The following is a 24,366-nucleotide window of genomic DNA, read 5'->3' as shown; positions in this document are numbered from 1 at the left end:
CCGTGGGCGTATGCCAGCAACTCGGGTGTTCCTCGACGCCGGCGGGCGCGCTCCAGTCTCGCGGAGAGCGGCCGATGCGCTCCTCGCCGGGGTCGCAGATGGCTGGGCCGATCCCACTCGCCTCACCAACGAGTCCCGTCGCGCCCGGGCTCTGCTCGACGGCGCCAGGGAGGCGATCGCCGACGCCATCGGGGCCGAGGCGGCACACCTCCACTTCCTGCCGTCGGCGCACGTCGCGGCCGAGCGCGTCACCTCCGGCGTGTTCCGGGCACGGCGGGGTCGGGAGCGCATCGTCGTCTCCGCGATCGAACGACAGGCCATTCTCGATGCCGCCGACTCCACGGCGCCAGACGCTGTCGACCGGATTCCCGTGGACGACGCGGGCCACGTGAGTCTCCACGAGCTTGCGGCTCGCGTCAGCCACCCCGCGACCGCACTGGCACTGATCCAGCACGCCAATCAAGAGATCGGGACGATCCAGCGCCTCGACGAGGTGGCGGAGCTCACCCGGCGCGCCGAGGTGCCGCTGATCGTGGATGCGAGCGCCAGCATCGGACACGTGGACCCGCCGACCGAGTGGGACGCGCTGCTCGCAGACCCCGCCGACTGGGGCGCACCCTCGGGGCTGGGAGTCCTCGCGACCCGCCCACGCACGCGCTGGCTTGCCGCCTGGCCCGGGGAGGGATGGGCTCCGGGAGGAGTGTCGATCCCGCTCGCCCTCGCCGCCGCCGTCGCCCTGCAGGAGCGACGCGAGTCCGAAGAGAAGGATCGAGCCCGTCTCACCGCGCTGTCCGCACGGATCCGCGAGGGCCTGGCCGGGCTCGAGGGCGTCACCGTGGTCGGCGACGCGGAGTCGCGCGTGCCCCACCTGCTCACGGCGGCGTTCATGTACCTCGACGGCGAGCCGGTGGTGACCAGACTGGACCGCGAGGGCTTCGCGGTGGGCTCCGGTTCCGCATGCGGAACTGCGGCGTTCGAGCCCAGCCATGTGCTCGCGGCCATGGGCGCTCTCACCCACGGCAACCTCCGCATCGGCCTCCACCCCGGCGTGTCGGACGAGGATGTGTCGCGGTTCATCGCGACGCTGCCGCGAGTGCTCGAGGACGTGCGCCGCACGATGACCGCCGACTGACCCGAGCAGTCTGCCGGTGGAGACGCGAACGGGCGGCGCGGCCGTGAGGCCAGCGCCGCCCGTCGGCGAGAAGCGTCAGTTCAGCTGAAGGAGTCTCCACATGCGCAGGAACTTGCAGCGTTCGGGTTGTCGATCGTGAAACCCTGCTTTTCGATCGTGTCGGCAAAGTCGATGGTCGCACCGTCGAGGTACGGCACCGACATCTTGTCGACAACGACCTGCACGCCGTCGAAGTCCCGTGCCACGTCACCGTCGAGCATGCGCTCGTCGAAGTACAGCTGGTAGATGAGTCCGGAGCATCCTCCGGGCTGCACTGCCAGTCGCAGGCGAAGGTCATCTCGACCCTCCTGCTCCAGCAGACTCTTCACCTTTCCAGCCGCCGCATCGGTGATGACGACTCCGTGAGTGACAGCCTCGGTCGCAGTATCAGTCATATGCGGCCTCCTTTCGTAGATTCTGACTACCAGGGTACGCCTGTCCGTACCCATAGCACGACCCCACGCCGGCTCCGGCCGGTGCCGCCGCGCTCAGCGGCGCGGCGTCCACGTCTGCGCGACGCGCCGCACCGCAGCAGCGAGGCCATCTGCTCCGCTCCCACCCTCGTGCGCGGCGGCCAGCCCGGCGTTCATGAGGTCTCTCCGGCCGATGCGCGACTCGGGGGCGAGGACGATCGCTGGCAGGCCTCGGCGGCCGGCGAGCGACGCGGCCGCCGGGACGGCGCCGTCGTCCAGCGAGCGCGGCTCGAGCCCTGGCACCACAGCCACGACGAGGTCGGCTGTGGCCGCCGCTTCATCTGCTCCCGTCAGCGTGGCCATCAACGGAGCGCTCGGCACGATCCGCGCCCCGATCGCTCCGAGCGCATAGGCGAGTCCGCCGGCGGCGCCGGTGCCTGGGAGGTCCGAGAGGCGCGACGAGCCCAGCAGCGACGGGACGCTCGCGACGTCGTCAGCGTCGCGTGCGATCGCGGCCCAACGATCCTCCTGTGCCTGTGCAGCGAGGCCGATCGCCTCATCCACCTCGCGGCCGTCGCGCAGCGCCGCGCTCATGCCGTGGAAGCCGAGCAGCGGGCGCTGCGACGACACCGCCGCGACCACGTCGAGCGCCGCGACGCCGGCGCGCATCTGGGCGATGCCGCCGAGCCACAGATCGGTCGCGTCGCCCGCCGGGGGCGCGTCACCGACAGGCACGATCACCGTCCGCGCCGGCCGAGAGCCGGCATGCTCGGCCGCGAGGCCCAGCAGCGCGGTGGCGAGCGCGTGGGGCTCCCACCGCTTCTCACCCCCCGCGGGCGCGAGCACGAGGGAACGGCCTGCCTCGATCGCCTCCGCACCTCCCACCGGGACGCGGCGGCCCGTCAGGTACTCTCCGCTCCGCGCTCCCCCGTCGCCGATCGCGAAGCACTGCACCGAGGCGTCGGCGGCGGCGGCAATCCAGGTCGCCGCAACCGCATCGGCCGTCTGAAGCGCCGTCATCGCGCCGGCGCCGTCGTTCGGCCAGGACTCGGTGAGGACCACGATCTGCATGGCTCCAGTCTGCCGTGGCAAGCGTGAGAGAATGACCGAATGAGCACGACGTTCACTGAACCGTCCGAGTCGCCTGCGCTGCTCCTGCTCGGAGGCCGGCGCGACCCGCTGTCCGAGCGCGGCGTCGACTGTCCCGGTGACCTTCCTGCGGCATCCGACCCTGACCTCGTGGACCGCGCACGGCGCGCCAAGGAGGCGCTGGGCGACCGAGTATTCATCCTCGGCCACCACTACCAGCGCGACGAGGTCATCCAGTTCGCTGATGTGACAGGAGACTCGTTCAAGCTCGCGCGCGACGCGGCGGCGCGTCCCGAGGCCGAATTCATCGTCTTCTGCGGCGTGCACTTCATGGCCGAGAGCGCCGACATCCTCACGGGCGACGAGCAGACCGTGGTGCTGCCCGACATGGCGGCCGGATGCTCCATGGCCGACATGGCCAACATCAACCAGGTCGAGGACGCCTGGGATCAGCTGGCAGAGGCCGGCCTCGCCGACCGCACGATTCCCGTGACCTACATGAACTCCACCGCCGCCATCAAGGCGTTCTGCGGCCGCACCAACGGCGTGGTCTGCACATCCTCCAACGCTGAGGTCGCGATGCGATGGGCGTTCGACCAGGTGGGCGGCGTCGACGGCGACGGCAAGGTCATGTTCCTCCCCGATCAGCACCTGGGGCGCAACACCGCCGTCCTGCAGCTCGGTCTCGAACTCGAGGACTGCGTGGTGTACGACCCGCGCAAGCCCCTGGGCGGGAACACGGCCGAGGAGCTCGAGCGTGCGCGAGTGATCCTGTGGAAGGGGCACTGCTCGGTCCATGGCCGGTTCCGCAAGGAGAACGTCGAGGCCGCACGCGAGCGGGTGCCAGGCATCAACGTGCTGGTGCACCCAGAATGCACGCACGATGTCGTGACGCGCGCGGACTACGTCGGCTCCACCGAGTTCATCATCAAGACGCTCGACGCGGCCGAGCCAGGCTCGTCCTGGGTGATCGGCACCGAGCTGAACCTGGTGCGCCGGCTCGCAGACGCGCACCCGGACAAGGACATCCACTTCCTCGAAGACACGGTGTGCTTCTGCTCGACGATGAACCGCATCGACCTGCCCCACCTGGTGTGGGCGCTCGAGTCTCTCGCTGCCGGCGATGTGGTGAACCGCATCGACGTCGACGCTCAGACGCAGGCAGAGGCGAAGGTGGCCCTGGACCGCATGCTCGCCCTGCCCGCCAAAGACTCCGCCAAGGACTGACGCCGGCTCGTTGTCGGCGCCTCGCAACGCAAGGACATGATGAAGAAGAACAGTTCCGACCACCACGACGCGCCAGAGTCGACCGTCGACCTGCCTGCCGAGCCCACCATCGTGGGCAAGGGGCGGCCCACGCCCAAGCGCAAGGAGCGCGAGGCCGCCAACCAGCGCGGCGTGCTCGCGGACTCCAAGCAGGACGCGAAGGACCGCCGCGCCAAGGCCCGCGAGCTGCGCGAGCGCGAGTACCAGGCGATGAAGGACGGCGACGAGCGCAACATGCCCGCGGAGCACCGCGGACCCGAGCGTCGGTTCCTGCGCGACTTCGTGGACGCCCGCACGAGCATCGGCGAATTCCTGCTGCCCATGGCCATCGTGTTCGTCGTGCTGTCGCTGTTCCTGCCGCAGTTCGGCATCGCCGGGTTCCTGCTGATCGTCGTGTTCTACCTCATCGTGCTGGCCGCAGCCGTCGAGACCTTCATCACGATCAAGCGGATCAAGAAGCACTTCGGCGCCAAGTTCGGTGAGGGCAAGCTGCCGCGGGGCTGGACGTTCTACGTCATCTCGCGCGCGCTCAACCTGCGCCGGTTCCGGGTGCCGCGCCCCAAGGTCGCGCGCGGAGAGTTCCCCGTCTGACCGCCTGGTAAGCAGATCCCCTCCGGCCGTTCTAGGCTGGAGGCATGATCAATTATCGATACCTCGGCAATTCCGGCCTCAAGATCACGGAGCTCACCTTCGGCAACTGGCTCACCCACGCGTCGCAGGTGGAGAACGAGCAGGCCGCCGCCTGCGTCAAGGCCGCCCTCGATGTCGGCATCACCTCCTTCGACACAGCGGATGTCTACGCGAACACCGCCGCGGAGACCGTGCTGGGCGACATCCTGAAGGGCGAGCGCCGCGAGAGCCTCGAGATCTTCACCAAGGTGTATTGGCCGACGGGCCCCGGTGGTGCGAATGACACCGGCCTGTCGCGCAAGCACATCATGGAGTCAATCAACGGCTCGCTGACGCGCCTGCAGACCGACTATGTCGACGTGTACCAGGCACACCGCTACGACCACGAGACGCCGCTCGAAGAGACGATGATCGCGTTCGCGGACGTTGTCCGACAGGGCAAGGCCCACTACATCGGCGTGTCCGAGTGGACCGCGGATCAGATCCGTGAGGGCGTTCGCCTCGCCAAGGAGCTGAACATCCACCTCATCTCGAGCCAGCCGCAGTACTCGATGCTGTGGCGCGTGATCGAGGACGAGGTCGTGCCTGCATCCCAGGAGTCGGGCGTGTCGCAGATCGTGTGGTCGCCCGTCGCTCAGGGAGTGCTCACCGGCAAGTACAAGCCGGGTCAGGCACCTCCCGCAGGCTCGCGCGCCACTGACGAGAAGGGCGGCGCGAACATGATCAAGCGATTCATGAACGATGACGTCCTGGGCCGCGTCCAGCAGCTGCAGCCTGTGGCCGACGAGCTGGGCCTCACCATGGCGCAGCTCGCGATCGCGTGGGTGCTGCAGAACACGAACGTCGCCGCCGCCATCATCGGCGCCTCGCGCCCCGAGCAGGTGACCGAGAACGCGAAGGCCTCGGGCGTCGAGATCCCCGCCGAGCTGATGACCCGCATCGACGAGGCGCTCGGCGACGTCGTCGAGCGCGACGCGCGCAAGACCGTCGAGACCAACCCCCAGGGGCGCGTCGTCTGACCCTCTCCCCCGTGCTCCACGACGGCCCCGGAACCCCTCGCGGTTCCGGGGCCGTCGTGCGTCGGCGTCCTCGCCCGTATCCCGCGCGAAACATCTGCGTGGCACACTTCCGCCATGTTGCTCACGGACGCCCTCTGCATCGTCGTCGATCCACACGACGCGGCCAGTGATCGCACGGGCGATCTCGCCTTCGTGGACGGTCGGGTGGCGCCTGACACCTCCGCGTGGCACGGCCACGAGACGCTGGACGTCTCAGGCTGCGTCGTCACCCCGGGCCTCGTCAACGCCCATCACCATCTGCTGCAGAGCGCGTTCCGCACCCTGCCCGGCACACGTGGGGTGCCGATGCGAGAGTGGCTGCCGACCATGGCATCCTCCTACGACCGCGCACGCGTGGACGCATCGCTGGCCTCCGCATCGGCCTCCGTCGGGATCGCGGAGGGGCTGCTGAACGGCGTCACCACCGTCGCGGACCACCACCTGACGTGGCCCTCGGAGGGGTCGATCGACACCCATGTCGAGATCGTGAGGGCAACGGCCGATGCGGCCCTCGCCCTGGGTGGCCGGCTCGCCTTCGTCCGCGGCGCGGCTCGCGACGACCCGGAGCGGGCCGCGTCGAGCGCAGAGGCGATCGTCACCGCCATCCTGCCCTCCCACACACGCGGGGTGCGTGCCGACGGCATGCTGCAGCTGGCCGTCGGGCCCGCGGGCGTGCACTCGGACGCTGAGGCGACCTTCCGCCTGTTGGGAGAGGTGGCGTCCACGCATGGGCTGCGCCGCCGCACGCAGGCCAACGAGCAGGTCGACACGGAGATCGCCCTCTCGACGTACGGTCGGCGTCCTCTCGACCTGCTCGAGGAATGGGGCTGGCTCTCCCCCGACGTCACGATCGCCCACCTGTGTGACGTGACGGAGCCTGAGATCGCGCGGCTCGCAGCGGCCGGCGTGAGCGCGACCCACGCCCCGGGGTGCGATGTGCCGATGGGTTGGGGGATCGCCCCCGTGAGGGCCCTGCGACAAGCCGGGGTGACAGTCGGCCTCGGCACGTCCGGCGGCGGCTCCAACGACGCCGGGCATCTGCTCGCCGACGCTCGGCTCGCGCTGCAGGTCTCGGCTCTCGTCGGGCCGCAGCTGAGGGCGCGCGACGTCCTGGCCATGGCGACCGCCGGCTCCGCCGACGGCCTCGGCCGCAGCGAACTGGGCCGACTCACGTCAGGATCCGCGGCCGATGCGTGCGTGTGGGACGTCTCGGGGGTCGCCGATGCCGGCGTCGCCGACCCCGTCGCGGGCCTGCTGTGGGCCTCTCCTGGCAGGCGACCGCGGCACGTCATCGTCGACGGGCAGGTCGTGGTCCGCGACTACGCGCTCGTGCGCGCCGCCGAGCCCGACCTGGTGGCCACGATGACGGCTCGCATCACAGGTCGAGGGTGAGTCGCGGGCACGCCGCACGCGACACACAGACGTACATCACGTCGTTGCGCTCACGCTCGGCGGGCGTGAGGATCGAGTCGCGGTGGTCGACCTCTCCCGCGAGCACGGGTGTCTCACACGTCCCGCACGTGCCCTCGGTGCAGCTCGACAGCACGAGGACGCCGTGCTCCTCGACCGCTGCGAGGATGGACTGATCGGGCGGCACCTCCACGGTGATCCCCGTCATCGCGAGCTCGACCTCGAATGTGTCGTGGAGCACCGGCTCGTCGACTTCCACCGGCGTGAAGTGCTCGACACGCAGCGGCACGTCATGAGCCCCCGCTGCGGCCTCTACGGCCTCCAGGTACCGGCGAGGTCCGCACGCGTAGGCGACGGTGCCCGTGGTCGCCTCCGCGAACGCGGCGTCCAGGTCCAGTCGGGTCCCCTCGTCCGAGACATGCAGGGAGCAGCGATCACCGTGCGCCGCCGTCAACTCGCGGACCAGCGCCATGGAGGCGCGGCTGGATCCGGAGTAGCGGAGCCGATAGTCGATGCCGTCGCGGGCCGCCTCGGCCGCCATCGACCACAGCGGCGTCACTCCGATTCCCGCCGCCAGCAGCAGCACCGGGCCCCCGTCCGTCTCGAACGCGAAGTGGTTGCGTGGCCCCACCACCTGCAGGGCGGTGCCGACGAGTGCGTGGTCCGCGAGCCATCGCGACCCGCCGCGGCCGTCAGCCTCACGCAGCACGGCGATGCGCCACCTGTCGTCGTCCGGGTCGCCGCACAGCGAGTACTGGCGGACCACGCCTTCGGGCATGAGCACGTCGATGTGGGAACCGGCCGTCCACGTGGGCAACGGGGCCCCGTCGGCGCCGGCGAGGTCGAGCACGACCACGTCTCCCGTCACCGCGCGGGAGGCGACGGTGACGTCGATGGCTGAGGTGGGCGGGGTCACGGGGCCTCCTGAGCGGACGGTGCGGTGCGGGACGCAGCGGGCTGCTCCTTGACCACGATGGCGTGGAATCCTTGATCATCGGCGGCCCGCCAGCGGTGCGGCACGTCGGAGCCGTAGTAGACCGAGTCGCCCTCGTCGAGGACGCTGACCTCACCGTCGATCTCGACCTCGACTCGTCCCGAGATCACGTGCAGAAACTCGTGCTCCGCGTGAGAGTACGGCTCTCCAAACTCTTGGCTGAATCCCGTGAGCGACAGTGGGCGGAACCGAGCCCCGGCGTGGGTCACCAGCAGACGAGCCGCCTCGTCGCCATAGGTGCCACGCGGCGCGGCAGCGGTGGGCACCACGTTCGAGCGAGTGGGGGCGCTCGGCGGCGTGAGCAACTCGATCTGAGAGGTCCCGACTGCGTGCGCGATGCGTCCCAGTGAACCGATGCTGGGCATCGCCCGACCGCGCTCGATCTGCGACAGGAACGAGTGGGACAGCTCCGCCTTCTCGGCGAGCTGGACGAGGGTCATGCCCCGCATTCGCCGCAGCGCGCGCAAGCGCTGACCGAGCTCCCGCGCCTGCTCTCGCTGCTCGGGCGTGCCTTCGGGTGATGCCACCGCGTCCTCCTTGCCCGGGTCGCCGCCTGCGCCGCACCCCACTCGTGACCACGAATTAACGCAGGGAAACCACCGCGTCACGCGACCGAAACGAACGATCCCTACTCTCAACATTGTTGATGTGATCAACATTATGCCCATTCTCAAGGAGTGCTCGATGCCACCATCCGGGGAGCGTCCCACGCTGATCCGCGGCGCTCGACTGGCCGACGGCAGCGCCGTGGACGTGTCGATCGCCGACGGCCTGGTGGTGGATGTCGCGACGGCCGGGACCGCCCCGGTGCCGACCGACTCCAGCAGCGTGCTCGACCTCGACGGTCACCTTCTGCTGGCGGCTACAGCCGACCCGCATGCTCACCTGGACAAGGCCCGGTCCTGGGACGCGATCACCCCGCCGATGGGCGATCTGCGCGCGGCCATCGCCAGCTGGCGGGCGTACGCGGACCACATGAGCACTGACGACATCGTCGCCCGCGCGCACGACCAGGCGCTCCGCAACCTCCGCCACGGCACCACCGCTATCCGCACCCACGTGGACGTGCTGCGGGGACCGCAGCCGTTGCGAGGCATCCATGCCCTGGTGGAGGTCCGCGACATGCTCCGCGACGTCATGGACATTGAAATCATCGCCCTGGCCTCCGACGACGTCCCGACGGCCGTCATCGAGACAGCGCTCGACGCGGGCGCCGACGGCGTCGGCGGCGCCGCTCACCTCGCCCCGGAGCCGCTCACCGAGCTCGACCGGTTCGTGGAGATCGCGGCCAGGCGCGACTGCGTGCTGGACATGCACACCGACGAGTCGCTCGATGAGGCCGTCACCTTGGGAGCCCTCGCGGAGCGCACGCACGGCTGGACGCGCAACGTCTCGGCCGGCCACTGCGTCCGACTCGGCACCCTCGAGCCGGCTCACCGCGACGAACTCATCGCCGCGGTGGTGCGCTCCCGCATCGGCATCATCGCCAACCCGATCACCAATCTCTACCTGCAGGGCTGGAACCACGAGGTCGCCACGCCTCGGGGACTGACGGCCGCCCGCCAGCTCCTCGATGCGGGCGCGCGCTTCGCGGCCGGCGCTGACAACGTGCGCGACCCGTTCAACCCGCTGGGCCGCTCCGATGCCCTCGAGACGGCAATGCTGCTGGTCGTCGCCGCGCATCTGGACGTCGAGGAGGCGTTCACCGCCGTCTCTCACGGTGCGCGCGAGGTGATGGCCCTGCCGCCCGCCGGGCCGACCCCCGGGGCCGCGGCGGACCTGCTCGCGGTCAAGGCGCACAGCTTGATCGAGGCCGTCGCCGAGGCCCCGGCCGACCGGGTCGTGATCCATCACGGCTCAGTGGTCTCACGCTCGACCACCAGTGTCACCTACCCATCGCTCACCCCTTCCCCGGAGACTGCCCGATGAGCACTGCCCCCACGACGGAGCGCGCGTCGCTCCTGTCCTTCCGTGACGTCGCAATGGCGTTCCCGGACGGCACCGTCGCCCTTCACTCCGTCGATCTGACCGTACGGCGCGGAGAGTTCGTCTCGGTCGTGGGCCCCTCCGGCTGCGGCAAGTCGACGTTGCTGCGCATCGCCTCGGGGCTCGAGAACGCCACCGAGGGCGACGTCGGGCTCGCGACGGACCGGATCGGCTACGTGTTCCAGGACCCGACCCTGCTGCCCTGGCGTACGACGCGTCGCAACGTGGAACTCCTTGCTGAGCTGCACGGCGAGGGTCGCACGCGGCGCACCGCATCGGCTCAGGAGGCGATCGACCTGGTGGGGCTGAAGGGCTTCGAGGAGCACCTCCCGCGGCAGCTCTCGGGCGGCATGCGCATGCGCGCGTCGCTGGCACGCTCTCTCACCCTCAACCCCGAGGTGTTCCTCTTCGACGAACCGTTCGGCGCCCTCGACGAGATCACGCGCCAACGGCTCAACGACGAGCTGATCCGGCTGTTCCACGAGAAGCAGTTCGCGGGGCTGTTCATCACCCACTCCGTCGCTGAAGCCGTCTACCTCTCGACTCGCGTGGTGGTGATGTCCGGCCGCCCCGGCACCCTCGTCGCCGAATACGACGTGCCCTTCGACGTGCCGCGAGACCCGGAGGTCAGGTTCAGCGCTGAGTTCGCGGAGCTCGTCGGCACCATCTCTCACGCACTCAGGGAGGCCCACTGATGACCACGGCAGATACCGTTCCCGCACCGGCCCAGCGCCGGCGCGACGCGTCGGGGGTGGGACAGTGGGGGCCGCCACTCGCTCTCGCCGCGCTGCTCGTCACCGCCGCCTACCTGGGCAACGCGGCCCTCGGGCAGCGCAGCTTCCTGCTGCCACAGCCGCACCAGGTGCTGGAGAAGCTGTGGGATCCCACGTCGGCCCCTGAGATCTGGACGGCGCTGTGGCGCACCACGGTGGTGTCGCTCACGGGGCTCGCGATCGCCATCGTGATCGGTGTGACGTGGGCGATCATCATGAACCAGGCCAGGTGGGCCGAGCGCGCACTGTTCCCTTACGCAGTGATGCTGCAGGCGATCCCCATCCTCGCGATCACTCCGCTGATCGGGTTCTGGTTCGGGTACGACTTCACGGCCCGCGTCGTCGTCTGCGTGATCATCGCGCTGTTTCCGATGGTGTCCAACACCCTGTTCGGGCTGCAGTCGGTCGACAAGTCGATGCGCGAGCTCTTCATGCTGCAAGGGCCCTCCCGGTCGACCGTCCTCGCCAAGCTGTCGATGCCGGCGGCCATGCCCGCCATCTTCGCTGGGATGCGCATCTCGGCGGGACTGGCTGTCGTCGGTGCCATCGTCGGGGAGTTCTTCTTCCAGCGCGGCACTCCTGGCCTCGGCTCGCTCATCAACAAGTACAGCGCACGCCTGTTGTCGGAGGAACTCTTCGCCTCCGTTCTGGTCGCCTCTCTCCTGGGCGTGGCGATCTTCCTCATCTTCGGCTGGCTCGGCAAGAGAGCCGTCGGAAAGTGGTACGACTTCGGCTGACCCGCCGCCGTCGCTACCACCTGTCCCCACCCCACCCAGAAGGAGCTCAGCATGCGAGTCCACCCTAGAAGCGGCATCGTCCTCGCAGGCGTCGCCGTGACCGCCCTCACCCTCGCCGCGTGCAGCCCGGGCGCCGAGGAAGAGCCGGACGACACTACCGGCTCCCCCGCCCCCTCCGGCACCTCGTCAGCGAGCGCGGACGGCTCAGTCGACCTGGCGGCGATCTGCCCCGCCGACATCAGGATCCAGACCGACTGGAACCCCGAGATGGAGCACGGCCACCTGTACGCGCTGTTGGGCGACGAGTACGAGGTCGACTCCAACAACAAGTCCGTGACCGGCCCCCTGATGGCCTCGGGCCAGGACACCGGCGTCGACGTCACCGTGCTCTCCGGCGGCCCGGCGGTCGGCTTCGCGCAGCCGAACGCCCAGCTGTACTCCGACGAGTCCATCTTCATGGCGTACGTGGGCACCGACGAGGCGATCGCGCACTCGGTGGACCTGCCCACCGTGTCGGTCTTCCAGCCGCTCGAGAAGGACCCGCAGATGATCATGTGGGATCCCGAGACCTATCCCGACGTCGACGGCATCGCCGACCTGGGGGATGAGGGCACCACCGTCCGCGTGTTCCCCGGCGGCGTGTACATCGACTACTTCGTGGGCACGGGCGTGCTCGACGAGGCACAGATCGACACCACCTACGACGGCACTCCGGCGGTCTTCGTCTCGGAGAACGGTGCGATCGCTCAGCAGGGCTTCGCGTCCGCAGAGCCCTTCATCTACGAGAACGAGGTCGCGGACTGGGGCAAGCCGATCGGCTACCAGCTGATCAACGACGCGGGCTATCCCAAGTACGCAGCGTCCATGTCCGTGCGTCCCGATGACGTCACCGAGTATGCCGACTGCCTCGAGCAGCTCGTGCCGATCATGCAGCAGGCCGAGGTCGACTACTACGACGGCACCCTCAAGGAGTCCGTGAAGTCGCTCGTGCTCGAACTGGTCGAGGCGTTCGACACCGGCTGGGTCTACTCCGCTGACGTCGCTGACTACTCGTTCGACACCATGCTCGCCGACGGCATCGCCTCCGACGGGCCGGACGGTGTGCTCGGCACGTTCGACGCTGAGCGAGTGGCGGAACTCTTCGACATCGTCGAGCCCATCTACGCGGAGCAGGGCATCGAGGTCGCCGAGGGTCTGACTCCCGAGGACCTGTACACGAACGAGTTCATCGACGAGTCCATCTCGCTCGGTTCCTGATCCCCTTCCCTTCCACCCCTACGGAGCAACCATGACCGCCCCTCCGGTGCCGACCTCGAACCGCCACACGGCGCGTCGTGCCATCGTCACCGGAGGGGCGCGTGGGATCGGCGCCGCCATCGCCACTCACCTCGCGCGCGAAGGCGCTCACGTCGCAATCATGGACCGGCTCCCGGCCGATCAGACGGCCCTCGCCTGCGGGGGAATCGCCGTCGCAGTGGACCTGACCGATCCGGCAGACACGTCGCGGGCGATGGCAGAGGCGATCGATGGTCTGGGCGGGCTCGACGTGCTGGTGAACTCCGCCGGCATCTTCGCGCTCTCGCCGCTGCTGGACATCGACGTCGCGGCCTGGGATGCGATGGTGGACATCAACGCCAGGGCCACGCTCCTCACCATGCAGAGCGCGGCGCGCCAGATGATCGCCGGCGATGGCGGCGTGATCATCAACCTCGCATCCATGGCCGCGAAGTCGGGCGGCGCCATGGAGGCCCACTATGCCGCCTCCAAGGCCGCCGTCGTGGCGCTGACCCGCGCCGCCGCTCTCGAATGGGGTCCGCACGGCATCCGCGTCAACGCCATCTGTCCCGGCTACGTGCTGACCGAGATGGGCGCAGCCACGCGCACCGCCGACCAGGTCGCCGAATGGTCGTCCCGCTCACCGCTGGGTCGCCTCGGTGCTCCCGCGGATGTCGCAGAGCTCGCCGCGTACCTGGCCAGCGATGCCGCGAGCTACATCACCGGCCAGGCGCTCAATCTCACCGGCGGCATGGTCATGCACTGACGCCCCACCGTTCACCGTCCCCGCGCTACAAGGAGCATCTTCCCCATGACCGACCTCGCCTCAGTCGACGCCGACCGTATCGACGCTCTCGTCGCCGACCTCGTTGCAGCACTCGGCGCGGATGTCGTGACGACCGACGCCGCCGCCCTCGCACGAGCCTCCATCGACGGCTCTCATCTGTCCCCCGTCATCACCGAGCTCCTTCCGCTCGGCCAGGCGCAGATCGTCGTCACTCCCACGTCCGCCGCGGATATCGCGGTGGCCGTCGGTGCGGCCGTGAGACACGAGGTCCCCATCACCCCCCGCGGCAAAGGCACGGGCAACTACGGCCAAGGCATTCCGATGGCCGGCGGCCTGGTGCTCGACACCAGCCGAGCGCGCCGTGTCCTCGAGGTCGGCGACGACTACATCGAGGCCGAGTCAGGCGCAGTGATGTGGATGCTGGAACAGACGGCGAACCGCGCCGGCCGCCAGCTGTGGATGTACCCGTCGACCGCGCAGACGACCGTGGGCGGTTTCGTCTCGGGCGGCTCGGGCGGCACCGGGTCGATCGCCAACGGGCTGCTCCACCAGGGCTTCGTCACCGCCGTCGAGGTCATCCGCGCCGTGCCCGACTCCGAGCCCGAATGGATGGAAGGCGAGGACGCCATCCCCTACCTGCATGCGTACGGCACCACTGGCATCCTCACGAAGGTCCGCGTCGCCACGGAACCCCTGCAGCCGTGGCGGGCGTTCCTCGCCAGCTTCGACACCTTCGAGCAGGTGGTGTCGCTCATGCGCCCATTCGCCGCGCTTGACCCCACCCCGCGCCTGGTGTCCGGCGACCGGGCACGCATTGCCGGCACCCTCCCGAGCGATCTCGGCATCCCGGCAGGACGCGCGTCGCTGAGAGCCATCCTGGATGAGGCGACGATCGACGAGGCGACTCGCCTGGTCAACGAGGCGGGCGGACGGGTGGACGACGTGCGCGAAGGCGCCCAGCACACCGTCAAGCTGTCCATGAACTCGTACAACCATCCGATCGAGTGGCTGCAGAAGTCCGCGCCGGGCGAGTACTTCCACCTCGAGGTGCTCGGCGACGCGCTCGTGGACGACCTCGCGGGGGTCGAGTCCGTGTACCCCGACGCGATGCTCCACATCGAGGCGCAGCGGGGCCGCCCCATCGGCATGCTGGCCGCGCGGTACACCTCAGCTGCGGACGTCCTCGCCGGCTTCGATCGCCTGGCCGCGCTCGGCGTCCAGACCCACAATCCGCACCAGTGGGCCGTCGACTTCGAGCCAGAACGCGCTGCTGCGCTCGCGGCCGTCACGGACCCGCAGGGGCTGCTCAACCCCGGCAAATTGGGCGCGAGGGCGTCGGAGTACACCGGGACGCAGATGTGAGCGCCTCCTCCCGTGAGCTCGCAGAGCTGAGCGGACCGGCCCTGAACGCCACCCTCACTGCCACGTCGATCGTGGTGCTGCCGGTGGGCTCGATCGAGCACCACGGCTCGCACCTGCCGGTGGCCACCGACCTGATCATGGCCGATGAGATGTCCGCTCGAGCCGTCGACGAGGCCGCCCAGGCTGGGCTCGACGTGTGGCGCCTGCCCCCGCTCGCCTACACCAAGTCGGACGAGCACGACTGGGCGCCTGGCACGTTCTGGATCGGCGCGGACGAGCTTCTCGCCACCCTGCGCGGCATCGGACGGTCGCTGGCGCGCACGCCAGCCAGGACGCTCGTGCTCATCAACGGTCACGGCGGCAACGTCGCCCCTCTCGGAGTCGCACTGCGAGAGCTGCGTCGGCTCTACGACCTGCGCACCTTCTCGCTGTCGGTGGCGGTGCCGAGCGCCCCCGAGGAGTCGGGCCTGGGCATCCACGGCGGCTGGGGCGAGACCTCGCTCATGATGCACCTGCGGCCGGACCTGGTCGCGCACGGCAGCGCCACCCGTGCCATCCCCGAGGGGTTGGCCGACTATCGGCACATCGGCTTCGCGGGGGCTCCGGTGCAGTTCGGGTGGCTGAGCGACGACTTCGGTTTCGACGGGGTTCTCGGTGACCCCACCCGCGCCGATGCCAGCGCGGGCGCGAGCGTCGCCGAAGACTTCGTCCGAATCGCCGTCGAGTCGCTGGAGGAGATCTCGCGCTTCGACCCCGCGGGCGGTGGCGCGTGACGGCGGGCGACGACCCGATCGCGCGGGGCTTTCCGAGCGACCCGATGGATCTGGCGCTCGACTGGCTGCCGGGCGGCGCGAATCAGTGCCTCATGACACTCTCGACGCTCGACGAGGGCGCCCCTGACTCGCGCACCATGCTGCTGTCGGAGGTCACCCGTGACGGCTTCCACTTCCACACGGATGCCCTGTCACGCAAGTGCGCGCAGATTGCGGCCGATGCGCGAGTCTCCCTGACGATCCTGCTCGCCGAGCAGAGCCGGCAGCTGGTGGTTCAGGGCACGGCCGACGCCGCACCGGCGGCGGAGATCGCCCAGGCCTACCGCGATCGTGGCCCGTACCTGCAGCAGCTCGCGTGGATGAACACCCCCGAGTTCGCCGCCGCCGACGACGCGTCGCGCACCAGGCAGTGGGCGCGGTTCTCGACCGAGCACACCGGCGGCTTCTCTCCACCGGGGTCGTGGACTGGCTACGTGGTGCGCCCACGCCTGCTGCGCTTCTGGATCGGCGCTGCCGACACCGCCTCGCGCAGAGTCGAGTACGTCGCGACGGACGGCGGTTGGGAGGCGACCTTCCGTGCCGGGTAGCCCGAGCTCATCGCCGGCCCCCTCGCCCGCCACCGGTGCGGCAGGCTGTCCCAAGCACATGGAGTACGGGCCCTGCGGCGGGGTGGAGTTCTCCGGCAGGTGCGAGGTCGCCGACCACGCGTGCTCCTTCCTATCGCTGGCCCCCGTGCGCTGGCGCGGCGCGCTGCCCGCCGACCCGGCCGGACACGTGGCGCCTCCCCCGGCCGCCTCGCTCATGCGCGAGCGGCTGGCCACCGGCGGCGTCGTGATCGCCGACTTCCCCGCCCGCGCCCTGGACGCCGAGTCGCTGTCGGCGTGCGCTCGGGCCCTGTCGGGTTCGGTCGATGCGGTGCTCGCGGGCGACTCCGGCACCGCACGGGTGCAGTTCCCTCCCGCATACCGTGCCCGGCTGCTGAGCGACGCGGGCGTCGACGCGTGGATGGGAGTGAACGCCAGGGATCGCAACCGGGTGGCGCTCGAGGGCGAGGCCGCCGCTCTCGCTCACGCAGGGGCCGCGGGCGTGCACTGCGTGACAGGTGACCACACCGGGATCGGCTCTCGCCCGGATGCCGCGCCCGTGTTCGACCTCGACTCGACGCGGCTTGCGGCGATGATGGCGTCTCGAGGGCACCTCGTGTCGGTGGCGGAGGCCCCACTGTCGCCGCCTGTCGAGTCGCGCCCCGCGCGCCTCCTCGAGAAGCAGCGTGCCGGCGCCGAGGTCTGCTTCGTCAACCACGCTGGCGGCCCCGAGCCGGTGCGCGCATTCATCGAGCGCGCTCAGAACCTGGGGGTGACGATGGGCTTCATCCCCTGCGTGCCGGTGATCGTGGATCGCGGGAGTGCGGAGCTGATTCGGGGATTCACGTCCCTGGCGCTCCCCGACGGATACCTGTACGGCATCCTCGAGGCTCGGAACGTTCGCGCTCAGGGCGTCGCGGCGGCGTCGCGACTCGCGCTGGAGTTCCTCACGATCCCTGGCGTGGTCGGCGTGGACCTGTCCGGCGGGCCCGGCGCGGGGAAGGAGCTCGAGTTCGCGGAGGCGGAGGCGGAGATCGGCGCCGCAGTGACGGCGGCGCTGCGCTCATGACCGTCGCGCCCTGGTGCCCACCCGAGCGAGCACCGTAGCGTAGTGCCATGGGCCTGACATGGAGAGACGTCATCGATGCGGTGCGGTCCTTGGACGTTCCACATCAGGACATCGTCCTCACTGGCAGCGGCCCGCTGCTCGCCCACGGCGTGATCGCCGAGATCGGGGACGTCGACATCGTGGCCCGCGGCGACGCCTGGGAGCGCCTCGCGGCTCGGGGGAAGGTGCACGCCGGAGAGCTCGGTGATCACTACGTCGACCTCCCGGGAGGCATCCAGGTCTTCTCGGGGTGGCGGGGGGAACCAGCCGATGCCGTCATCGCTCGCAGCGCGAACGTCGACGGGGTGCGCGTCGCTTCTCTCGCGGACGTGGTGGCCTACAAGCGCCGCCTCGGTCGCCCCAAGGATCGGGAGCACCTCGCCTCGGTGGAGCGTTGGGCAGACGTGATGACCGACCCCGTCGCGACTGCCCGCCGCGCCCCCGAGGTGCTGGCGGATCGCGTCGAAGCAGGAGAACGACTCGCTCCGGTGCTCGCGGCGCTCGCCCCGGCGAGGCCCACCGTGCTCGCCCTGCCCCGGGGAGGGGTGCCGGTGGCCGCGCCGATCGCCCGTGCGCTGTCCTGCTCACTCGACGTGCTCGTGGTGCGCAAGCTCGGGCTGCCGTCGAATCCCGAATACGCGTTCGGTGCGATCGGAGAGGGCGGCGAGCCTCTGATCGACGAGCGCATCGTGGCGGCCGCGGACCTGGTCGAGTCGGAGGTGGCGGCGGTCGTGGCCGCGGAGCGCCGGGAGCTGGCCCGTCGCGTCGCCGTCTACCGTGCCGGTCGGCCCGCACTCACGCTCACGGGACGCACGGCGATCATCGTGGACGACGGCTCCGCCACCGGAGCGACCGCACAGGCGGCGATCGCGGTCGCACGGACCATGGGAGCCGCGCGTGTGCTGGTCGCGGTGGGCACCGCGCCCCCCGATGTCCTCGCGATGCTCGGGCGCCACGCGGACCGCGCGATCGCTGCCATGACTCCCGAGCCGTTCACGTCCGTCGGCCAGTGGTACCGGGACTTCTCCCCCACCTCTGACGACGAGGTGCTCGCGGTCCTTCGCACCTCCGACTGAATGCAGGAGGGTGAGACGTCCCCCTCAGCGCGACAACGCGGCGTTGAGCCGCGCCACCCAGCCCGGACCTTGGTAGACGAAGCCGGTGTACGTCTGAAGGAGCGTCGCGCCCGCGTCGAGCAGAGCACGAGCATCGTCCTCGGACTCGATCCCACCGACGCCCACGATGGTCAGCCGGTCCCCGGCGCGTTCCTTGAGGCGCGCCACGACCTCGACCGCTCGCGCCCTCACCGGAGGGCCGGAGAGCCCCCCGGGGCCGCGATCGTGCGCGATCGTCGTGTTGGTCGCGATGACACCGTCCAGGCCCGCTTCAATGGCGAGGTCAGCGACGGCATCGACGTCGTCATTCGCCAGGTCGGGGGCGATCTTGACGAGCAGGGGCACGTGATGCCCCGCGGCCTCGTCGGCGGCCGCACGCACCTGCGCAAGGATCGGCCGCAGCGACTCGGTGCTCTGCAGGTCACGCAGCCCCGGGGTGTTGGGGGAGCTGACGTTGACGACCAGGTAGTCCGCGTACGGAGACAGCACGTGCGCCGAGTATGCGTAGTCCGCCGGCGCGTCCTCTGGTGCGGTGAGCTTGGTCTTCCCGATGTTGACGCCGAGCACGACGGCGCGCCCGGGCCGTGTGGACCGCAGGCGCGCGAGCCTGCGCGCCACGGCATCGGCCCCCTCGTTGTTGAAGCCCATGCGGTTGCGCAGGCCCCGCACGTCCCGCTCGCGCCAGGATCGGGGCCGCTCGTTGCCCGGCTGCCCCCACGCGGTCACGGTGCCGATCTCGACGAACGCGAACCCGGCGGCAGCCAGCCCCGTCACCGCCTCGGCATTCTTGTCCATGCCTGCGGCGAGCCCGACAGTCCCCGGGAACTCGATGCCCATGGCGCTCACCGGAGCAGACGGCCGGGCAGTGAGGTGCAGCGCACGCGCCGCTCGGAAGGCCCATCCCCCGTAGCGGAAGGCGGCGATGCCTAGGCGGTGGGCGTTCTCCGCGTCGACGCGCGCGAGGACGTGGTCGTAGAACAGGCGGTACACGGCACCAACGTAGCGCGGATAGGGTCGAGTCATGACTTCTCTCAACGCCACGAGCGACTCTGTCAGCACCATCGACGCCGACGCCCTGATCCTGGGCTACGACGGCGATGTGACCACACACCCTCAGCTCCCGGAGGACGTGCGCGCCACCATCGCGACGGCCGCGGGGATGCTCGAGCCCTCCGCGAAGGTCGGCTCCACCGTCGTCCTGCCCGGCATCGACGTGAGCGCCACGCGCGTCGTCATCGTCGGCATCGGTGACGGCTCCGAGGGCGACCTGCGCATCGCCGCAGGCGCCGCCTCCCGCGCTTGCGGCAAGCGCCCGTCGTCAGTCGTCGTCGCGCTTCCCGCCTCCGACGACGTCGCTGCCTCCGCGGTCGCCGAGGGCGCACTCATGGGTGCGTACACGTTCCACGACTACAAGTCGGACGATGCTCTGGCGAGCTACGAGGGCGCCGACTGGCACATCGCTGGTGCGTCCGACGCGGCGCTCAAGCGCGCGTCGATCCTCGCTGCGGCCGTCACCGGCACGCGGGATCTCGTCAACACTCCGCCGCTCGACATGTTCCCGGCCTCCGTCGCCGAGGCCGCTCAGGGCTACGCGCAGCAGTTCCCCGTCGACGTCGAGGTGTGGGACGTGGAGCGTCTCGCGCAAGAGGGCTTCGGCGGCATCCTGGGCGTGGGCATGGGCTCGTCCCGACTGCCGCGCCTGGTGCGCATCGAGTGGAACCCCGCGGACGCGAAGAGCTCGGTCGCGCTGGTGGGCAAGGGCATCACCTTCGACACCGGCGGCATCTCCCTCAAGCCGCCGAAGGGCATGGAGACGATGAAGTCGGACATGTCCGGAGCGGCCGCCGTGCTGCACATCGTCCTGGCGGCCGCCCGCGCCGAACTGCCGGTCAAGGTCACCGGGTGGCTGTGCCTCGCAGAGAACATGCCGTCGGCCACCGCCCAGCGGCCGTCGGACGTCATCCGCATCTACGGCGGCAAGACGGTCGAGGTGATGAACACTGACGCCGAGGGTCGGCTGGTGATGGCCGACGGTCTCGCACGCGCCATCGAGGAGGACCCGGACGTGGTCCTCGACATCGCCACTCTCACCGGCGCCCAGGGCGTCGCGCTCGGCTCGCGGACGTCTGGCGTCATGGGCGACGACGAGGTGCGCGCAGCCGTCGTGGCCGCGGCCGACTCGGTGGATGAGGCGTTCTGGCCGATGCCGCTTCCCGAGTACCTGCGCGAGTCCCTCGACTCGAAGGTCGCGGACCTCAGGAACATCGGAGACCCGATGGGTGGCATGCTGTCGGCCGGCGTGTTCCTCAAGGAGTTCGTGGGTGACACCCCGTGGGCGCACCTCGACATCGCGCGCCCCGCGTTCAACGAGAGCTCCCCGTGGGGCTTCACGCCTTCCGGCGCGACCGGCGCCTCGGTGCGGACCATGTTCCGTTTCCTGGAGACGCGCGCGGGCCTCTAGTCAGGCACGTGCGTCACGCGCGAGAACGGCGGTCGGGCTCTGCTCGGCCGCCGTTCTCCGTGGTGCGGGTCAGCCGTGACTCTTGCGCTGCCGTTCGTTCCACTCGCGCATGCGCGACGGGTAGCCGGAGAGGTTCACGTCGAACGCGGGGACGCCGAGCTGCTTCGCGACCTTGCGCGCCGTCTCGATGTCGGGCACGCGCCGCCGGGTCCACTGGCCAGTGTCGGCGACCACCACCATCGTGGTCTGCGTGACCCGAGTGGGAGGCTCGATGAACGCCTCGCAGCCCTCATGTTCGGCCACGAAGGCCTGGAGGTGCGCGACCGTCTCCGCTCGCGCGTCCTTCGATGCCGCGCTCCCGGCGGCGCCGTCTGCTCGCTTTGACCCGAACATGTGTGACAAGAAGCTCATGAGCCCAGGGTAGTCATGGGTTGCGGTTCGCGCCGACGCCGACTGGTGGCAAGATGGGTGTGACCGACTTTCCCACAAGGAGAACTCATCGTGCCCGAGTCCACCCCACGCTCGTTCGACCTGCTCATCCTTGGCGGAGGCTCCGGCGGCTATGCCGCCGCGTTCCGCGCCTCCCAGCTCGGCCTCACGGTCGGGCTGGTCGAGGAATCGAAGGTCGGGGGCACGTGCCTCCACAACGGCTGTGTCCCCACCAAGGCGCTGCTGCACGCGGCCGAGGTCGCTGACAACGCGCGCGACGGCGCGAAGTACGGCGTGAACGCCACCCTCGACTCCATCGACATGGCCGTCGTCAACGAGTACAAGCAGGGCGTCGTCGACAGGCTCTACAAGGGACTCCAGGGCCTGGTGAAAGCCCGCAAGGTCGAGCTCATCGAGGGCCACGGCACGCTCGTGGGCCCCGACGCCATCGAGGTGCGTGGCGAGCGCTACACCGCCAAGAACATCGTGCTCGCGACCGGATCGTATGCCCGCTCACTGCCCGGTCTCGAGATCACGGGTCGCGTCATGACCTCGGATCAGGCGCTCCAGATGGACACCGTTCCAAGCTCCGCCATCGTGCTCGGCGGCGGCGTCATCGGTGTGGAGTTCGCCTCCGTGTGGAAGTCGTTCGGGGCGGACGTCACCATCGTCGAGGCGCTCCCCCACCTCGTGCCCAACGAGGACGAGGTGCTCTCGAAGGGACTCGAGCGCGCCTTCCGGCGCCGCAAGATCGACTACAAGCTGGGCGTCAAGTTCCAGGGCGTCGAGCAGACTGACTCGGGTGTGAAGGTCTCCCTCGAGGATGGCACCGTTCTCGAGGCGGACGTGCTCCTCGTGTCCGTGGGCCGTGGACCGCGCACCTCCGGCCTGGGCTACGAGGAGCAGGGAGTGCGCATGGACCGCGGGTTCGTGCTCACCGACGAGAGGCTGCACACCGGCGTGGCGAACATCTACGCCGTCGGCGACATCGTTCCCGGGCTGCAGCTCGCGCACCGCGGCTTCCAGCAGGGCATCTTCGTCGCAGAGACGATCGCGGGGCTCAGCCCCCAGCCGATCGTCGAGGCCAACATCCCGCGCGTGACGTACTGCGAGCCCGAAGTCGCGTCCGTAGGGCTGACCGAATCCAAGGCGCGCGAGATCCACGGCGACGATGCGGTCGAGGCTCTCGAGTACAACCTGGGTGGCAACGGCAAGAGCCAGATCCTCGGCACCCAGGGCTTCATCAAGCTGGTCCGGGTCAAGAACGGCCCGGTCGTCGGAGTCCACATGCTGGGCTCACGCGTGGGCGAGCAGATCGGCGAGGCTCAGCTCATCGTGAGCTGGGAGGCACACCCCGAAGACGTGGCACCTCTCATCCACGCGCACCCGACGCAGAATGAGGCGATGGGCGAAGCGCACTTGGCCCTGGCCGGCAAGCCCCTCCACGCCCACGACTGATTACGGAGACAATCTTCATCATGAGCAACGACGTCACTCTTCCGGCCCTGGGCGAATCCGTCACTGAGGGCACCGTCACACGCTGGCTCAAGTCCGTCGGCGACTCCGTCGAGGTCGACGAGCCCCTGCTGGAGGTCTCCACCGACAAGGTCGACACCGAGATCCCCTCGCCCTTTGCCGGCACCCTGAACGAGATCCTCGTCGAGGAGGACGACACCGTGGAGGTGGGCGCCGTCCTGGCCCGCATCGGCGACGCCGACGCCGCGCCCGCAGCACCGTCCGCACCCGCAGAGCAGTCGGCACCCGCAGCGGCCTCCGCGGCTGCCGAGCCGTCCGCCCCGGCAGCCGCGTCGGCACCGGCAGAGCAGTCCGCACCGGCGCAGGAGTCCGCTCCCGCACCGGAGACGACCGCTTCCGCCGCCGAGCCCGCTCAGGCGGAGCCGGCGTCGAGCCCTGCCGCCGAGGCTGCCGCCACCGCGGATCAGGAGAAGGCCCCCGCCACGACGGCCGCCCCGGCGGCCGCATCGGCGCCTGGCGATTCGTCGGGCTCTGGCTACGTCACGCCCATCGTCCGCAAGCTCGCCAAGGAGCGCGGGGTCGACCTGTCCCAGGTCTCCGGCACTGGTGTGGGCGGTCGCATCCGCAAGGAAGACATCATCAGCGCCGCGGAGTCCGCGAAGGCAGCGACTCCCGCCCAGTCGGCGACCCCCGCCGCCGCTTCTGCCCCGGCACAGGCGGCGGCTCCCGTCGAGTCCGAGCTCCGTGGACAGACCATCAAGATGTCCCGCATCCGCAAGGTCACCGCCGACAAGATGATGGAGTCGCTGCACGGCATGGCGCAGCTGACCTCCGTCATCGAGGTCGACTGCTCCAAGATCTGGGCACTTCGCGCGTCCTCGAAGGACGCCTTCTACGAGAAGCACGGCGTCAAGCTGTCGTTCCTGCCCTTCTTCACCAAGGCAGTGTCCGAGGCACTCGCGGAGTACGCGAACATCAATGCCTCGGTCAGCGAGGACGGCAAGTCGATCGTGTATCACCCGGCCGTCAACCTGTCGATCGCGGTGGACACCGAGAAGGGCCTGATGCTGCCGACGATGCGGGAGGCGGACGCCAAGTCGCTTCCCGAGCAGGCCCAGGCCATCGCGGACCTGGCGGAGCGTGCGCGCTCCGGCGGGCTCAAGGCCGACGAGATCTCGGGCGGAACCTTCTCGGTGACCAACACTGGCTCCGTGGGCACCCTGTTCGACACGCCCGTGGTGCCCGCGCCTCAGGCCGGCATTCTGGCGACGTGCGCGATCGTCAAGCGCGCCGCGGTCGTCAAGGGTCCGGACGGCGAAGACGTCATCTCGATCCGCCCCATGTGCTACCTGCCCCTCAGCTACGACCACCGACTGGTCGACGGCGCGGATGCGGCTCGGTTCCTGCAGAGCGTGAAGAAGCGTATCGAGGCCGGCGCGTTCGAGGCTGACCTCGGGCTCTAGGGCACC

The 24,366-nt window shown here is 69.9% G+C and carries 24 protein-coding genes; 18 read left to right on the top strand and 6 right to left on the bottom strand.

Going from position 1 to position 24,366, the window contains the following annotated elements; all coding sequences use genetic code 11:
• Positions 1 to 10: 10 nt before the first annotated feature.
• Complete coding sequence (locus AOP72_RS05280) at positions 11 to 1,132, top strand: cysteine desulfurase family protein (RefSeq protein WP_062133390.1); 1,122 nt, start codon at positions 11 to 13, stop codon at positions 1,130 to 1,132.
• A gap of 80 nt (positions 1,133 to 1,212) precedes the next feature.
• Here the strand turns inward: AOP72_RS05280 and erpA are convergent, their stop codons facing one another.
• Entirely contained in the window at positions 1,213 to 1,566 is a 354-nt protein-coding gene (erpA, locus tag AOP72_RS05275) for an iron-sulfur cluster insertion protein ErpA (RefSeq protein WP_062133387.1), read from the bottom strand.
• A gap of 93 nt (positions 1,567 to 1,659) precedes the next feature.
• Entirely contained in the window at positions 1,660 to 2,655 is a 996-nt protein-coding gene (locus AOP72_RS05270) for a glycerate kinase (protein WP_062133384.1), read from the bottom strand.
• A gap of 39 nt (positions 2,656 to 2,694) precedes the next feature.
• Between AOP72_RS05270 and nadA the strand changes: the two genes are divergently transcribed.
• The 4 genes from nadA (at position 2,695) to AOP72_RS05250 (ending at position 7,019) form a co-directional block, all read left to right on the top strand.
• On the top strand, positions 2,695 to 3,900 hold the full coding sequence (nadA, locus tag AOP72_RS05265; RefSeq protein WP_062133382.1) for a quinolinate synthase NadA: 1,206 nt from the start codon (positions 2,695 to 2,697) through the stop codon (positions 3,898 to 3,900).
• A 36-nt stretch (positions 3,901 to 3,936) separates the two neighbouring features.
• The gene (locus AOP72_RS05260) at positions 3,937 to 4,530 is read left to right on the top strand and encodes a DUF3043 domain-containing protein (RefSeq protein ID WP_084631313.1); all 594 of its coding nucleotides are present in this window, start codon (positions 3,937 to 3,939) and stop codon (positions 4,528 to 4,530) included.
• 44 nt (positions 4,531 to 4,574) lie between these two features.
• Positions 4,575 to 5,588, top strand: a complete 1,014-nt coding sequence (locus AOP72_RS05255) for an aldo/keto reductase family protein (RefSeq protein ID WP_062133376.1) — start codon at positions 4,575 to 4,577, stop codon at positions 5,586 to 5,588.
• Positions 5,589 to 5,702: 114 nt separating this feature from the next.
• Positions 5,703 to 7,019 (top strand): amidohydrolase family protein, encoded by a 1,317-nt coding sequence (locus AOP72_RS05250; protein ID WP_062133373.1) that lies wholly within the window; start codon positions 5,703 to 5,705, stop codon positions 7,017 to 7,019.
• Here AOP72_RS05250 and AOP72_RS05245 read toward each other — a convergent pair.
• Together AOP72_RS05245 and AOP72_RS05240 are read right to left on the bottom strand one after the other, a co-directional pair.
• A complete protein-coding gene (locus tag AOP72_RS05245; RefSeq protein ID WP_062133370.1) occupies positions 7,003 to 7,953 on the bottom strand; it encodes a PDR/VanB family oxidoreductase in 951 nt (316 codons plus the stop codon). The genes AOP72_RS05250 and AOP72_RS05245 overlap by 17 nt on opposite strands.
• Positions 7,950 to 8,558, bottom strand: a complete 609-nt coding sequence (locus AOP72_RS05240) for a helix-turn-helix domain-containing protein (RefSeq protein WP_062133366.1) — start codon at positions 8,556 to 8,558, stop codon at positions 7,950 to 7,952. The genes AOP72_RS05245 and AOP72_RS05240 overlap by 4 nt, the downstream gene beginning before the upstream one ends.
• A 157-nt stretch (positions 8,559 to 8,715) precedes the next feature.
• Between AOP72_RS05240 and AOP72_RS05235 the strand changes: the two genes are divergently transcribed.
• The 10 genes from AOP72_RS05235 to AOP72_RS13770 are packed head-to-tail and all read left to right on the top strand — an operon-like array spanning position 8,716 to position 18,492.
• Positions 8,716 to 9,960 (top strand): amidohydrolase family protein, encoded by a 1,245-nt coding sequence (locus AOP72_RS05235; protein ID WP_062133363.1) that lies wholly within the window; start codon positions 8,716 to 8,718, stop codon positions 9,958 to 9,960.
• Positions 9,957 to 10,712 (top strand): ABC transporter ATP-binding protein, encoded by a 756-nt coding sequence (locus AOP72_RS05230; RefSeq protein WP_062133360.1) that lies wholly within the window; start codon positions 9,957 to 9,959, stop codon positions 10,710 to 10,712. Before AOP72_RS05235 ends, AOP72_RS05230 begins: the two co-directional genes overlap by 4 nt.
• Positions 10,712 to 11,527 (top strand): ABC transporter permease, encoded by an 816-nt coding sequence (locus AOP72_RS05225; protein WP_084631309.1) that lies wholly within the window; start codon positions 10,712 to 10,714, stop codon positions 11,525 to 11,527. The genes AOP72_RS05230 and AOP72_RS05225 overlap by 1 nt, the downstream gene beginning before the upstream one ends.
• A gap of 51 nt (positions 11,528 to 11,578) precedes the next feature.
• A complete protein-coding gene (locus AOP72_RS05220) occupies positions 11,579 to 12,784 on the top strand; it encodes a hypothetical protein (RefSeq protein ID WP_062133357.1) in 1,206 nt (401 codons plus the stop codon).
• A 31-nt stretch (positions 12,785 to 12,815) separates the two neighbouring features.
• Positions 12,816 to 13,568 carry an SDR family NAD(P)-dependent oxidoreductase gene (locus tag AOP72_RS05215; RefSeq protein ID WP_062133354.1) on the top strand — a complete coding sequence of 251 codons (753 nt, stop codon included), beginning with the start codon at positions 12,816 to 12,818 and terminating at the stop codon, positions 13,566 to 13,568.
• Positions 13,569 to 13,613: 45 nt separating this feature from the next.
• Positions 13,614 to 14,951, top strand: a complete 1,338-nt coding sequence (locus tag AOP72_RS05210) for an FAD-binding oxidoreductase (RefSeq protein ID WP_062133352.1) — start codon at positions 13,614 to 13,616, stop codon at positions 14,949 to 14,951.
• Positions 14,948 to 15,724 carry a creatininase family protein gene (locus AOP72_RS05205; RefSeq protein WP_062133350.1) on the top strand — a complete coding sequence of 259 codons (777 nt, stop codon included), beginning with the start codon at positions 14,948 to 14,950 and terminating at the stop codon, positions 15,722 to 15,724. The genes AOP72_RS05210 and AOP72_RS05205 overlap by 4 nt, the downstream gene beginning before the upstream one ends.
• Complete coding sequence (locus AOP72_RS05200) at positions 15,721 to 16,311, top strand: pyridoxamine 5'-phosphate oxidase family protein (protein ID WP_062133347.1); 591 nt, start codon at positions 15,721 to 15,723, stop codon at positions 16,309 to 16,311. The genes AOP72_RS05205 and AOP72_RS05200 overlap by 4 nt, the downstream gene beginning before the upstream one ends.
• Positions 16,301 to 17,377: a methylenetetrahydrofolate reductase C-terminal domain-containing protein gene (locus AOP72_RS05195; protein ID WP_274519726.1), complete on the top strand. Its 1,077-nt coding sequence runs from the start codon at positions 16,301 to 16,303 to the stop codon at positions 17,375 to 17,377. The genes AOP72_RS05200 and AOP72_RS05195 overlap by 11 nt, the downstream gene beginning before the upstream one ends.
• A gap of 47 nt (positions 17,378 to 17,424) precedes the next feature.
• The gene (locus AOP72_RS13770; protein ID WP_193746360.1) at positions 17,425 to 18,492 is read left to right on the top strand and encodes a phosphoribosyltransferase; all 1,068 of its coding nucleotides are present in this window, start codon (positions 17,425 to 17,427) and stop codon (positions 18,490 to 18,492) included.
• Between the two features lie 24 nt (positions 18,493 to 18,516).
• Here AOP72_RS13770 and AOP72_RS05185 read toward each other — a convergent pair whose 3' ends face one another.
• Positions 18,517 to 19,554, bottom strand: a complete 1,038-nt coding sequence (locus tag AOP72_RS05185; protein ID WP_062133341.1) for a quinone-dependent dihydroorotate dehydrogenase — start codon at positions 19,552 to 19,554, stop codon at positions 18,517 to 18,519.
• On the opposite strand from AOP72_RS05185, the gene AOP72_RS05180 reads away from it, so the two are divergent.
• Positions 19,553 to 20,992: a leucyl aminopeptidase gene (locus AOP72_RS05180; protein ID WP_062133338.1), complete on the top strand. Its 1,440-nt coding sequence runs from the start codon at positions 19,553 to 19,555 to the stop codon at positions 20,990 to 20,992. The two genes, AOP72_RS05185 and AOP72_RS05180, sit on opposite strands and share 2 nt — an antisense overlap.
• Before the next feature lie 69 nt (positions 20,993 to 21,061).
• On the opposite strand, the gene AOP72_RS05175 is transcribed toward AOP72_RS05180, so the two are convergent.
• A complete protein-coding gene (locus AOP72_RS05175) occupies positions 21,062 to 21,403 on the bottom strand; it encodes an oxidoreductase (protein ID WP_238581612.1) in 342 nt (113 codons plus the stop codon).
• Positions 21,404 to 21,493: 90 nt separating this feature from the next.
• On the opposite strand from AOP72_RS05175, the gene lpdA reads away from it, so the two are divergent.
• A complete protein-coding gene (gene lpdA, locus AOP72_RS05170) occupies positions 21,494 to 22,879 on the top strand; it encodes a dihydrolipoyl dehydrogenase (protein WP_062133331.1) in 1,386 nt (461 codons plus the stop codon).
• 20 nt (positions 22,880 to 22,899) lie between these two features.
• Positions 22,900 to 24,360 (top strand): 2-oxoglutarate dehydrogenase, E2 component, dihydrolipoamide succinyltransferase, encoded by a 1,461-nt coding sequence (sucB, locus tag AOP72_RS05165; RefSeq protein WP_062133328.1) that lies wholly within the window; start codon positions 22,900 to 22,902, stop codon positions 24,358 to 24,360.
• The last annotated feature ends 6 nt before the right edge of the window (positions 24,361 to 24,366 follow it).

Source organism: Demequina aestuarii, assembly GCF_000975095.1.
GTDB lineage: Bacteria > Actinomycetota > Actinomycetes > Actinomycetales > Demequinaceae > Demequina > Demequina aestuarii.
This window is presented reverse-complemented; position numbering and strand designations above follow the sequence as displayed.